The organism is Actinoplanes sp. NPDC051388 (genome assembly GCF_055586225.1).
On record NZ_JBVJIP010000034.1, the window covers coordinates 1 to 12,819 of the forward strand.

General features: G+C 68.5%; 11 protein-coding genes and 1 pseudogene. 5 read left to right on the forward strand and 7 right to left on the reverse strand.

Annotated features, from left to right (window positions below; translation table 11 throughout):
• Positions 1 to 147 precede the first annotated feature (147 nt).
• Entirely contained in the window at positions 148 to 729 is a 582-nt protein-coding gene (locus tag ACZ6TI_RS46815) for a response regulator (protein ID WP_465351792.1), read from the forward strand.
• A gap of 155 nt (positions 730 to 884) precedes the next feature.
• Here ACZ6TI_RS46815 and ACZ6TI_RS46820 read toward each other — a convergent pair whose 3' ends face one another.
• From ACZ6TI_RS46820 to ACZ6TI_RS46840, 5 genes are all read right to left on the reverse strand, one after another.
• Positions 885 to 1,472, reverse strand: coding sequence for a sensor histidine kinase (locus tag ACZ6TI_RS46820; protein WP_465351793.1), 588 nt, complete (start codon positions 1,470 to 1,472; stop codon positions 885 to 887).
• 88 nt (positions 1,473 to 1,560) lie between these two features.
• Positions 1,561 to 2,181, reverse strand: a complete 621-nt coding sequence (locus ACZ6TI_RS46825; RefSeq protein WP_465351794.1) for a hypothetical protein — start codon at positions 2,179 to 2,181, stop codon at positions 1,561 to 1,563.
• A gap of 18 nt (positions 2,182 to 2,199) precedes the next feature.
• Positions 2,200 to 2,610: a hypothetical protein gene (locus tag ACZ6TI_RS46830; RefSeq protein WP_465351795.1), complete on the reverse strand. Its 411-nt coding sequence runs from the start codon at positions 2,608 to 2,610 to the stop codon at positions 2,200 to 2,202.
• Between the two features lie 402 nt (positions 2,611 to 3,012).
• The gene (locus ACZ6TI_RS46835; protein WP_465351796.1) at positions 3,013 to 4,563 is read right to left on the reverse strand and encodes an NAD(P)/FAD-dependent oxidoreductase; all 1,551 of its coding nucleotides are present in this window, start codon (positions 4,561 to 4,563) and stop codon (positions 3,013 to 3,015) included.
• A 383-nt stretch (positions 4,564 to 4,946) separates the two neighbouring features.
• A complete protein-coding gene (locus tag ACZ6TI_RS46840; RefSeq protein WP_465351797.1) occupies positions 4,947 to 7,544 on the reverse strand; it encodes an ATP-binding protein in 2,598 nt (865 codons plus the stop codon).
• A gap of 589 nt (positions 7,545 to 8,133) precedes the next feature.
• Between ACZ6TI_RS46840 and ACZ6TI_RS46845 the strand changes: the two genes are divergently transcribed.
• From ACZ6TI_RS46845 to ACZ6TI_RS46855, 3 genes are all read left to right on the forward strand, one after another.
• On the forward strand, positions 8,134 to 9,999 hold the full coding sequence (locus ACZ6TI_RS46845) for a PAS domain S-box protein (protein ID WP_465351798.1): 1,866 nt from the start codon (positions 8,134 to 8,136) through the stop codon (positions 9,997 to 9,999).
• A gap of 89 nt (positions 10,000 to 10,088) precedes the next feature.
• Positions 10,089 to 11,045, forward strand: coding sequence for a DUF1206 domain-containing protein (locus ACZ6TI_RS46850; protein ID WP_465351799.1), 957 nt, complete (start codon positions 10,089 to 10,091; stop codon positions 11,043 to 11,045).
• Positions 11,011 to 11,754 carry a hypothetical protein gene (locus ACZ6TI_RS46855; protein WP_465351800.1) on the forward strand — a complete coding sequence of 248 codons (744 nt, stop codon included), beginning with the start codon at positions 11,011 to 11,013 and terminating at the stop codon, positions 11,752 to 11,754. Before ACZ6TI_RS46850 ends, ACZ6TI_RS46855 begins: the two co-directional genes overlap by 35 nt.
• A 91-nt stretch (positions 11,755 to 11,845) precedes the next feature.
• Here ACZ6TI_RS46855 and ACZ6TI_RS46860 read toward each other — a convergent pair.
• Both ACZ6TI_RS46860 and ACZ6TI_RS46865 read right to left on the reverse strand, forming a co-directional pair.
• A pseudogene (locus ACZ6TI_RS46860) lies at positions 11,846 to 11,995 on the reverse strand (transposase); the annotation flags it as partial.
• Entirely contained in the window at positions 11,970 to 12,401 is a 432-nt protein-coding gene (locus ACZ6TI_RS46865; RefSeq protein WP_465351850.1) for a right-handed parallel beta-helix repeat-containing protein, read from the reverse strand. The gene ACZ6TI_RS46865 and the pseudogene ACZ6TI_RS46860, both read right to left, overlap by 26 nt.
• Between ACZ6TI_RS46865 and ACZ6TI_RS46870 the strand changes: the two genes are divergently transcribed.
• Positions 12,318 to 12,743, forward strand: coding sequence for a hypothetical protein (locus ACZ6TI_RS46870; RefSeq protein WP_465351853.1), 426 nt, complete (start codon positions 12,318 to 12,320; stop codon positions 12,741 to 12,743). The genes ACZ6TI_RS46865 and ACZ6TI_RS46870 overlap by 84 nt on opposite strands.
• Positions 12,744 to 12,819: the final 76 nt, after the last annotated feature.

A 12,819-nucleotide genomic window follows, 5' to 3' on the forward strand; every position in this document is an offset into this window, starting at 1 on the left:
CCGCACCCGTTGCCAGGACCCTACGCTGAATACCGATCATGGGCAGCTCTTCCCCCGTGTCCGTGTCTGTAGTCGCCGGTTCAGGTCGGTCGTTGTCGAGCCGACCTGAGCATTCCCCGCGGCCGTGGCAGAGCGCGCCATCGACACGTGGGTTCCCGTGAGGGCACCGAACGCCACGGCGGCACCATCACCGCCGACGACAATCCCGGCAGCGGCACGCACGCCACCGGCACTCTGCGCACCGCCCTCGCGACCGGCGGGCGCGGCGGCCGCGGTCGCGGTCGAGCCATGCCCGGTCGCAGAGGGGTTATGGCTGTGGTTCTCATCGCCGAGGACGACGTCGACGTCAACGCTGTGCTCGAGCGATTGTTCACCCGGGCCGGGTTCACCGTGCTGAGCGCACCCGACGGCCGGACGGCGCTGCAGATTGCGACCAGGCAGCAGCCCGATGTGGTACTCACCGATCTGGACATGCCGGGTATGACGGCGCTGCAGTTGTGCGCGGCGATCCGCGCGGATCCGGTGATTGCTGATGTGCCGGTAGCGATCCTGAGCGGTTCACTGCGTCACGGCGACCCCCGGGTCGGTGATGCCCAGGCGTGCGGGGCGTGGCTGAAACCGTTCGCGAACGCCGAACTGGTGACCGCGGTGCAGAACCTGCTCGCCGCGGGCCGCCACGCTCACGGTGCGATGTCCTCGGTATGCCCGATGAGCGGGGCCTCGTCCTGAGCGGGATCCTCTTGGTTCTGCCAGCGCTGGGGGCCGGATGCTCAGGTGGGTGGTTTGACCGGCAGGGGGCCGTGCCCGCCCGCCGCATTCGTCGGCGCGCCGGTCGGGTTCGTCTGCCGGTGGCGTCCGGCGGCGGCGAATAGGGGACGACGGCGTCACCTGGCAGGTTCTGAAGCCTGCGCGGGCGCGTTGATCGTGGCCGGCGACGACGGCCGGGGATGATGGGCCGGTGAGATGTCCCGCTCAGGTGATCGCCGTGTCGGGGTGAGGGTGAGGCCGGTGAGTTCACCGATGGTGTGGGCGAGTCCGTCGGCGTTGTCGGTCTTGCTGGCTATGGCGATGACTTTGCTGCTGAGGCGGGTCTTGTCGGCGTCGTTGTTGTCGTCGGGAATGTCGGCTGGGGTGTGGGCGGCGGGTAGGTAGACGGTGAACTTCGCGCCGTGGCCGGGCTGGGACTGCAGGTCGACACGCCCGCCGTGCGCGTGTACCAGGCGGCGGGCCAGCGCGAGCCCGAGGCCGGTGCCGCCGGCGCGGCTGTCCTGCTCGCTGGCCTGCTGGAACTCTTCGAAGACGCGGTGCTGGTCGGCGGTGGAGATGCCGGGCCCAGTGTCGGCGACGCTGATCGCGATGTTGTGATCGATGCGCCGGGCGGCGAGGAAGATCTGCCCGTGCTCGGGGGTGAACTTGATGGCATTGGACAGCAGGTGTTTGCGCTGTGACAGGGCGGCCAGGGTGGTGACCACCTCATCGATCGCCTCGCGCAGGTCTACCGGCTGGCACCGCAGGTCGACGTTCCCGGATTCGATTTGGCGAGGTCCAGCACTTCGTTGATCAGGTTGAGCAGGTGCTGGCCACCGTCAACGCAGCCACGGAAGCGGACAGTTCGCCGGTGAGCCGATCGCGGTCGGTGAGCAGATCCGCGCGCTGCCCGAGCGCGGACGCCCGCGCGGCGAGTTCGCCGAGCAGTTGCACGTCGTCGTCGGTGAACAGGCTGCGATACGCGCCGAACAGCAGTAGCACCGCCGGGCCGGCCGACAGGTGCAACGGCGCCGCCGTGACGAACCGGAATCCACCGGCACGGGCGTAGGCCAGCATGGCGGCCGGTGCGCCATGGCCTTGATCGTCGACGCTGATGCTGCCGCTCAACTTGAGCAACGGTGCACAGCCCAGCGGCGCAGCGGCGCCGGCGGGTGGGGCCGGCACACCGACTCGGGCCACCTCGACGACGGCGTCCTGACCGGCGCAGGTGAGCACGACCACGCCGCCGCAGGAGGTGGCGCGGCTCACCGCGTGGGCGTAGCGCTGCCAGATGTCCGGCGCCGGTGCGTCCGGGGGCGCTTGCAGCAGTTGACGCACCACGTCGTACGCGGCCCGGGTGGACCAGGCCTGGCGGGCCCACGCCGGCGGCGCGAACGCCAGCAGGTAGCCGGCCGCCGACACCAGAGCGATCACCCGCGCCGCCTGCCGGGCTCACTGCGCCGCCTCCGGGTCACCGGCCCCGGCACCGGCTACCAGGATTGCCACCGCGAACAACGCTGTCGCGCTTGCGGCCAGCCATAGCCGGGTACGGGCCGCCCCGGTACGACCCAGCGCCAGCCGGGCCAGGAACACCGCCGCGGTGATCTCCGTGGCCACGAACACGGCCACCACGGTCAGCACCGGCCACGGGCCCAGGACCTCACCGCCGACCGCGAGCAGCACACCGCTGACCGTCCAGCCGGCCAACGCCGGCCAGTACGCCAGGCCCGGCACCGGCCCGACCCGCCGCACCACCCGCAACATCAGAAACGGCTGACCGACGAGCAGCACCGACACCGGCGGCATGTCCATCTCCGGCGTGCGCACCGCGTACCAGCACCGCGCCGTCGTCGTCGAGGCCACCGGCGCGATACCGCGCGACTGGCGCGTCCCGGGCGCCGGTCCCGGATCAGAGAGCGAGGACTCGCAATGGACGGGGCGACGTGTGCCTGCTGGAAACACTGGCAGCAGCTCTACACCCGTGATCGAGGGCGTGCGGTACGACGTCGAGCGGACCGAAGCCGAAGCCGAGCGCGAGCAGCGCGGTGAGGGCCGGCAGCGACGGTGATTCGAGGACTCCGGCCAGGCGCCCGGCCTGCCCAGGAGGAGCTGTCCCGCGATCGGCCGGCGCGGCGGACGCGGGCGGCGCGGACGCGGTCGTGTCGATGCGGTACTCGATACGGCTCTCGACGAGGCGCTGGGCACCGGCTACGTCTCCGTGGCGACGTCGACCAGTAAGTGGTACGCCATGAACTAGATCTTGAACTAGCTCAGGTAGTGGTGGATGTTCTGGATGGCGATCGCGCCCTCGCCGGCGGCTGCGGCCACGCGCTTGACCGAGCCGTGCCGCACGTCGCCCGCTGCGAAGATGCCCGGCATGCTCGTTTCCAGCGGCAGTCCGGTCGAGCCGGTCAGGATGAAGCCGCGTTCGTCGCGGTTCACGACGCCGGACAGCCAGTCGGTGCGTGGCTCGGCGCCGATCATGACGAAGAGCGCCGCGGCCTCCGCCGTGTGCGAGACGTCGCCGGTGCGCAGCACGACGTGCGTGAGGTTGCCCGCGCCGCCGCCTCCGATGACCTCGGTGTTCAGGAGCACCTGGATGCGGTCGTTCTTGTCGATCTCGGTGATCAGGTATTCCGACATGCTCGTGGCCAGAGTCGCACCGCGGACGACCAGCGTGACCGACGCGGCGTAGCGCGCCAGATGCAACGCCGCCTGGCCCGCCGAGTTGCCGGCGCCGACCACGTACGCACGCCCGCCCGTGACCGCTCGCGCCTCCGCGCCCGCCGCGCCGTAGAACACGCCCGCGCCGATCAGGTCCTCGAGCGACGGCACGCCCAGCCGGCGCCAGGAGACGCCGGTCGCGATCACCACCGCGCGGGCGGTCAGCGGCGGGCCTTCGCCGGTCCAGACCAGGCGCAGGTCGCCGTCCGCCGCAATCCGGGTCGCGCCGGTCGAGACCACCAGGTGCGCGCCGAAGAGCCAGGCCTGCTCGAGGGCGCGGTTGGTCAGTTCGTCGCCGCTGACGCCGCGCGGGAAGCCGAGATAGTTCCTGATCAGCGAGCTGGTGCCGGCCTGGCCGCCGGGGACGACCGGCTCGATCAGGACGGTGCTGAGGCCTTCGGACGCGGCGTAGACCGCCGCGGCGAGGCCGGCCGGGCCGGCGCCGACGATCACGACATCGCAGGCGCCGACCGGCGGAGTGGTGGGGAGGCCGAGCTTGGCGACGATCTCCGGGTACGCGGGGCGGACCAGCACGGTTCCGTCGTAGTGGATCGCCACCGGGGTCTCATCGGTGCCCGCCTCGCGCAACAGCGCCTGGCCCTCGGGCGAGGCGGTGTCGTGGAACCAGTACGGGACGCCGCTGCGGGTCAGCACGTCGCGCAGCTCGTGGGCGGCGGTGGAGTGCTGGTCGCCGGCGATCCGGAAGACCGCCACCTCGGGCGGGCGGCTCGTCTCCCATGAGGCCAGGAATTCGCCGACCGCGGCGTACAGGATTCGCTCGAGCGGACGCCAGGGCACGTAAAGGTGGTAGTCGATGCGGCCCAGCGCCAGCGCGGCGATCGCCGGATGCTTTGCCGACCAGTCGCCGCGTGCCACCAGCAGCACCCGTTTGGCTCCGGGATGCTTGTCGCGAAGCTCGTTGAGAAGGTCGACGGCGTCCGGAATGCGTTCGTCGACGATCAACAGTGCGACGTCCGAGCCTTCGGGTATATCGCCGACGATGACCTGATAGTCGTTTTCGTAACGGCGGCGCAGGTCCTCGGCGAGCGGGACCCCATCGGGGGACAGCACCAGTAAGGCGGGACGTGACATGGAACCTCCGCGGTGGTCTCTGCTCGCTGATCAGAGGATCATCGCCGCAAGGGGGTGAGGTCAATGGCGACCCGGGATCAGCGTCCGCTCGACGGTGGATAACTTTCTTGGATCACACATCGGTCTTGCCGAGCGCCCGGATGCCCGTGACCAGCCCGGCGCCTCCGACAAGGCTGCCGGTACCAGCGAACGCAGCCTCGCCTGCGGCGTTCAGTCGCCGCAGCCAGGCAGAGATACGAGATGACGATGCAAGCGGGGAGCGCTACTGCCGCGACGATCGCCCCGCCGACGAGTAACACCTCGGCCGTGTTGGTGTTTGCGTACGGGTTGTTCCGCCGGGTCAGCGCGTAGGGATCACGTTGTGGGCTCGTGATCTTTCATGATCATGGATGCTCCGGCGGCGATTGTTGACACCTTTGTTCGGGATGGTCTCTCGTTGATGTGTCGGGTGCCCGGCTGTCCAGGACGTGCGCCACCGCGTTGAGGAGGTGGGGTGCGCTGACCGGTTTGGTGAGCAGGGTGTCGCCGGTGCGGATGATGTTTCGGGTCGCCAGGATCGTTTCCGAGTAGCCGGACATGTAGATGTGGCGCATGTCGGGGTGCGTGGTTCGCAGGAGGTCGGCGAGGGCGGGTCCGTGCATGTCGGGCATGACCACGTCGGTGAGGAGCAGGTCGAGGTCGGGGTGCGTTGCGGCGAGGTGTCTGGCGTCGGCGATGGTGGTTGCGGACAGGACCAGGTAGCCGTCGCGGTGCAGGATCCGTTCGGTGAGGGCACGCAGGCTGTCGTCGTCCTCGACGAGGAGGATCGTCTCGCCGGATCTCTCGCGGTATGTGCTGGACGGTGTGGTGATGGGGTCGGCGGGGTCTTCGGTGGCGGGAAGCAATGCGGTGATGGTGGTGCCCTGTCCCAGTTCGGAGTAGATCTGGGCGTGGCCGCCGGCTTGGGTGATGATGCCGTAGATGGTGGCCAGTCCCAGGCCGGTGCCGTGGCCTTTTGCTTTGGTGGTGAAGAACGGCTCGAAGGCCCGTTCCAGGGTGGCTTTGGTCATGCCTGCGCCGGTGTCGCTCACCCGCATTTGCATGTAGCGGCCCGCCCGCAGGCCGGGGTGCTGGGCGGCGTAGTACTCGTCGACGGTTACCTGTTCGGTGCTGATGGTGAGTGTGCCTCCGCCGGGCATGGCATCGCGGGCGTTGACCGCCAGGTTGACCAGGACCTGTTCCAGGCGGCCGGGATCGGCGGTGATCTGCCAGGGCTGTGCGGTGAGCTCGGTGATGAGCGTGATGTCTTCGCCCAGGGCGCGGCGCAGCAGCTTGGTGACATCGGTGATGACGTTGTTGAGGTCGAGGATCCGGGTCTCTGGTTCGGGGTCGGCGGAGGCGAACGAGAGGAGTTGCCGGGTCAGCGCCGTCGCCCGGTCGCCGGCGCTGACGATCTGGACGAGGTCGTCGTGTATCGCCCGCCAGGCGGGATCGCGGGCGGCGATCGGCTCGATGTCGGCAGTCGCCATGCTGGCGTATCCGTTGATGACGCTGAGCAGGTTGTTGAAGTCGTGGGCGATTCCGGCGGCGAGGTGTCCCAGGCTTTCCAGGCGCTCTGACCGGTGCAACCGCCGTTGGAGGTGTTCGCGTTCGGTGACGTCGTTGATGACGGCGCAGCGAACCTTCCGCCCGGCGAACGACGTGACATACGAAGTGACGATTACCTCGCTCACGGTGCCGTCGCGCCTGATGTGGCGATGGCGCCGTTCCCGTTCGACCGGCGCGGCCGTGGCTATGGCCTCGGCCATCGCGGTCGTGTCCTCGGGTGGAAACAACGCGGTGAACGCCATGGTGAGCAGTTCGTCGCGGGCCCAGCCGTAGTACTCCACTGCGGCGTCGTTGACCGCGACGATCGCGAGGCTGTCAAGATCGAACAGCACAATCGGGTACGGGCTCGCGGCGAACATCTGGCGGTAGTTGCGCTCGTGTTGCCGAGCGGCGTCCTCGGCGCGGCGGCGCTGCCCGAGTTGCCGGTCCACGGTGGCCAGCAGCGTGTTGAATTCCTCGCCGAGTTCGGCGACCTCGCGTGGACCGGCGATAGTCACGGCCGTGTCGAGGTTCCCGGAGGTGGTGGCAGCCCGTACGGCGGCGCGCAGCTTGCCGATCGGACGGGTGATGCGTCGTTGCACCAACAGCGTGGCCAACAGCCCGGCGAGCAGGCCGAGCCCCGCGATCAGGGCTTGGTTGCGGGCCAGCCGGTCGGCGCTGGTCAGCGCCGCGGCCCGATCCGCTCCCGCAGATACCTGCCAGCCGATGACATCGACGTCCGCCTGCCCGTATAGGCGGGGAACGCCGGTGACGTCCACGCCGGTGCCGTCCGCGTCCGTGACGGCGAACCGGCTGTCCCGCACTGGGGTGCCGGTCCAATGAGTGCCGTCGGGCCAGCGCGTCAGGATCGTGGCGTGATCGGCGGTGGTCATGACGAATTCGAGCTGGCGGGCACCGGCGAACAGGGTGCCCGCCGCCGATCCGAGTGCCACCAGGTCCACGAATGCCGCTACCAGTCCCAGCCCGGCGATCGGAGCAGTGATCACGGCGGCGGTGCGCCCGGTACGGGCGTCCGAGGCCGGTGCGATGGTCCGCGGCGCCCCGACCACGTCGGGCAACCAGGACGCCCCGACGTAGGCGCTGGCCTGCGCCACGCCGGTCGGTGGTGTGGATGAGCAGACGACGGTCCCGTCGGTGCGCAGCACATCCAGGTGACCGTCATCGACGCCGCCGAGTGAAAACGCCAGCCGGCATGAGCTCGGATCGGCGAAGACTTGTTTGGCGCCGGGATTGGAAGCGACGGTGTCGACGCTCCCGCGTACCGCGGTGAGGCTCGCGCCGATCTGCTGCGCCGCTCGACGCGCGGCGAACAGTGCGTCGGCTTCGGCGTTGGACACCGCGTCGTTGCGGGCCTGTCCCCAGCCAGACCAGACACCGGCGCCGGCCGCGGCCATGAACAACAACAGTAACCCGACCAGGTACGACCGCATCGGCCGCCGCTGCGGTCGGCGTGCGGACACCGGCGGCGGCCCCGCATTCCTCGACACACGCCTGCGCATCCCCATTCGTGGCTACCCCCAAGGTATCCGCCGCCAAGAGCGCAGCCACCTCCCGGCGGGGGATCCGGCGTGATGCGTCGATACGACTTCGGCATGCGGGCTGTCCGGCCGCCGCGGCCCCTCCCACAAACGTATGATCTTCATCGACCGTACCCCCGCAAGCCGGCGGATGTGACGTTGCTGTCGCCATACGCTCCCCACGTTGCCTCATCGTCGTGGATGACGTGGGACATGCATTGAGTCAGTGGGTTTCGGTCCCTGGATTCCGGAAGTCGTCGTGGTGGTTCCGCGACACGGGTAGCGTCGGTCTCGCCTGCTCGGCCCCTGCGCCGCCTCTGACGCGGCCGATGGAGAGCCCCACTACCGACGTGGACGACTGGCCCTTGCATACCGGATGCGCCCCGCTGTCCTAGTCAAGAGAGGGCCAGCCGTGCCACTACGTTTGGCTTCCACGCCATGGTCGGTGACGATGGCAGTGATAACGGTGAGCGTGCTGGCCGTTGTCAACGCCATCACCGGCCCGGACCTGATCATGCTTGGGCTGCTCGTCGCCGGGCCCTGTCTGGCAACGGCGTCGGCCAGTCCGCGCGCTGTCATCGCCGTCGGCGCCTACGGGGCACTGCTGATCCTGGCGCTGTCATGGTGGCCGGATCGCATCTGGGGCACAGCGCACCAGATGATGTACCTGCTCAGCGCGCTCGCGGTCACCGCGGTGAGCACGGTCGTCGCCCGCCGTCACCGAGTCCTTGAAGACGTCATCGGGCAGGGCCTTGCGGGCCGCCGGCAGCTAGCCGCCATCGTCGAGTCCTCCGACGACGCGATCATCACCATGACTCTCGACGGAGTCATCACCAGCTGGAACCCGGGCGCAGAGCGGATGTACGGCTACCAGAGCGCCGAGGCGATCGGAAAATACATTTCGATGATCGTTGGCCCGGTCGAGGCCTCCGAACTACTTGAGATCATGGCCCGGCTCAGACGGGGCGAACGAATCGATCACTACGAGACCCAGCGATTCTGCAAGGACGGGACGATCAAGGACGTGTCGGTGACCATGTCCCCGGTCCTCGACGACGCCGGCAACGTGACGGGCGCATCGGCCGTCGCCCGCGACATCAGCGAACGAAAGCACGCCGATGCCCACCACCATCTGGTGGAGCAGAGCTCACAACAGGCCCAGCGCCTGCAAAGCCTCGGACAGCTTGCCGGCGGGATCGCCCACGACTTCAACAACGTGCTGAACATCATCGGTAACCACGCCGACTTCGTGGCAGAGCAGACCACCAACAACAGTTCCGTCCAGGCCGACATCGCCACGATCCGCAAGGCGACCGACCGAGCCACGACGCTGACCCGCCAACTGCTCGTCTTCGCCCGCGGGGAAGCCCAGCAGGCCACCACCTTCGACCTCAACACGGCAGTCGAGGAGGCACACCAGGTGCTCGCCTCCACCATCGGTGAACACATCGAATGGGTTTCGATCGCCTCCCCCACCGCAGTGATGATCCACGCCGACCAGGGCCGAATCCAGCAGATCCTCGTCAACCTGGCGCTCAACGCCCGCGACGCGATGCCCGACGGCGGAACCCTGGTGATCGAAACCGCGACGACCGACATCGACGCGACCCTCACCGACCCTCAGCTGACCCTCACCCCGGGCAGCTACGCCAAACTGATCGTCAGCGACACCGGCGCAGGCATGAGCGCCGAGATCGCCGCGCACATCTTCGAGCCGTTCTTCACCACCAAACCCAGAGACCAAGCCACCGGTCTGGGCCTGGCCATCGTCCACGGCATCGTGAACCAAGCCGGCGGCGACATCGGGGTGTACACCGAACCCCACCTTGGCACCACGTTCCGCGTGTACCTGCCAACGGCACACGAACCCAGCACCCGAGCAGACATCCCACCGGCCACCCCACCGCCCCGAGGCCACGGCCAGACCATCCTCGTCGTCGAAGACGAAGACGCAATCAGACAACTCGTGGTGCGAATCCTCAACAACAACGGATACGCCACCCTCAGCGCGAGCAGAGGGCGCCAGGCACTGACCCTCGCCGACCAACCCGGCTGCGATCTCCTACTCACCGACGTAGTCATGCCCGAAATGTCCGGTCCGCGGCTCGCCGTACTCATCCGAGAACAACACCCGGGCGTACCCGTGCTCTTCATGTCCGGTTACAGCGACGGCCTACTGGCCAACCGAGGCGACGTCGGTGGCACCGAACTCATCCAGAAACCCTTCACCGCATCCGAACTGCTCCGCAAGATTGACGCCGTTCTCACCACAGCCGGAACCCAGGCCTCCCTAGGATCGCCGACGCGCCCGGCGCAAACTGGCCCACAATAGGAGCCGACCACCCTGCGTGTGCCGACAACGACGCGCCCGGCGAGCAGCGCGTCCGGATCGACCCAGCCGATCGGGCCTGGCTGGCCGCGTTGCTGCACCGCCTGCCCAGACCCACCTTGCACCGTCTGCGGCTGCTGGTGCGGCCCGACACGATCCTGCGCCGGCACCCTGACCTGCATGCCCGCCACCACGCGGCAGCGTCGCGGCCCCGACGGCGGGGCCGGCCACGCACCGTGCGCTCGATCCGCGCGCTGGTGTTGCGACTCGTGGCAGAGAATCCGTCGTGGGAATTCCGGCGGGTGCACAGGGAACTGCTCACCCTCGGGGTGAAAGTCGCCGCGTCCACGGTCTGGGAGAACCTGCGCGCGGCCGGGATCGATCCCGCTCCGGAGCGGACCGCCACGACTCGGGCGAAGTTCCTGCGTTCGCAGGCCGAGGTGCTGCTCGCCGTGGACTTCATCGAGACGATCATCCTGACCGGCACCCGCATGTACGTCCTCGCGGTCATTGAGCATGCCAGCCGCCGTATCCGCATCCTCGGCGCGACCGCGCATCCCACCGCGGCGTGGGTGACCCAGGCCGCCCGCAACCTGCTGATGGACCTCGAGGACACGCGATGCCGGGTGAACTACGGTCGGGTGGGCCTTGCCGCGTACGGCCTGGTGCACTTCACCATCGCCTACCTGGCGGCGCGGGTTGCCCTCGGCGCCGGCGGCGCCAAAGCCGACAAGGCCGGCGCGCCGGCGACCCTCGCCGCCCAGCCCGGCGGACGGGCGTTGCTCTGGGCGGTCACGGTCGGACTCGCCATGCTTGTGCTGTGGCGGCTCGGCGAGGCGACGGTTGGTCTGCGGTGGGTACAACCACGCAACAAGCGCACCCGCAAACGGATCGAGAGCGCCCTCACGGCAGTGGTGTTCGGGTTCCTGGCCCTCAGCTCTATGGCACGGACTGGGCGAGACCGCCCGCAAAGAGGTCGCCGCGCACAGCGCGTGCTGGGCCAAGACCGGCCGCATGCAAGACGGACCTCGCGCCGCGACCACTCGTGAACGCTGGCACCAGATCCACACCCTGCTCGGTCAGAACGTCGGCCTGCTCGAATGCGCCCGCCGGCTGAACCTGTCGCTGAACACCGTCAAACGCTACGCCCGAGTGGGCGAACCGGTACGGCTGCAACGAACTCTCCAATACCGGCCGACGCTGGTCGATCCGTTCCGAGATCATCTGTGCATCCGCCGGGAGCAGGAACCTGCCATCGGCAATCTCCAGCTGTTCCGAGAAATCAAAGCCCTGGGATACGCGGGAAGCATGAATCTGTTCGTCCGATACGTCACGCAAGGCCGTGTCGAAGGTGGACGCCCGCCGATCTCGCCACGCCGGCTGACCAGCCTCATCCTGACCCACCCGGATCACCTCAGCGAAACCCAGCACGAACGCCGCCAGGAACTGACCACCGCCTGCCCGGACATGATCGACCTCACCGGGCTCATCAGCTCGTTCGCCGCCTGCTACGACCAGCCGAAGCCAACAGCGCACGCCTCGACGCGTGGATCGACGCCGTCCGAGCGGCCGATCTGCCACACCTGCACACCTTCGCCCGCGGCCTCGAACTCGACCGCGAGGCGTCCACGCCGCAGTGACCATGCCCTACCACAACGGCGGAGCCGAAGGCGTCAACACGAAGATCAAGCGGATCATGCGCAGATGCACGGCCGAGCCGGGTTCACCCTGCTCCGCCACCGCATCCTCCTCAACTGAGATCACCCACAGTCACCACCGAAAGTGAGCCAGAGCCGCGCGAACGGTATTTCGGCGTCTTCGATTAGTAGTTCTCGGCGGCCGACCACCGGTCGCTCAGCCGGCGCTGCCGCTTCATCACGATCTGCGGCTCGAACGTCCCTTCTCGATCCCTCGGAACGTCGATCCGGACATCCCCGGCCGCATCCGAGATCAACGTCTTCGACCGGCTGCCGTTACGCACATTCGTCGACCCGCGACCCTGATCGGCGTAGTCCGCCCGTGCGTTGTCCCCACCACGCTGTTCCGCACCGTGTGCGCCGCGGGAGGTCCTCGTCACCGCCGCCGAGCTTGAAGCCGTTGCCATCTCCGGTAAAGACGGGCAGTCCCCAGCGGTTGAACCCGTTTCCATACGCGGTGCTGTCCTGCACCGAGACGGGGGAGAGGAACTCCCAGAGGCCGAGCCCATCGTCGGAGTTGTTCCACGGCCGGACGCCGCGCGCGACGTTGCCCGTGCCGGATCTCTCCTTGATGGCCAGACCGTCGGCGCTCTCCCCGCCGTCGACGATCTCCATACCCCTCAGATGCCAGTCGTCGCCTTCAACGTGGATGGCACCGCGTTCGGCGCGTGGGATGCTTCCTCCGACCGGGGCCGGAGTGTGCGGCATGTTCTCGCCGTCGATGACGACCCGCTCGCGGGCGTAATTCGTCAGGGCAATCGGCGCAGCCTCGGGGCTGCTCTTGAGCAACCGGATGTTGGCAACCCGCGCCTATGTGCCGCCGCGCAGGAAGATGACGTCGCCGGGCTGTGCGAGGTCGACTGGCCGTTGGACGGCCCGCAATGGCTGGGGAGCGTACCGGGATTGCCGTCGTCGCCGGTGTCCGTGACGCACAACCTGGTTGCCGCCGCCGTGATCGCGCCAGGTGCCGTCGTAACCGCGCCGGCGACAATGACGGCGGCGGAGACAACGAGAGCAATCAATCTCATCAGGCTTCTCCAGTGGTCATGATGGAGCATTCACCGGCGGAGCCCACGCCGAGACATCGATGAACTCGAGGCTGTGGGCGGACGTGCCGGTCTCAAGC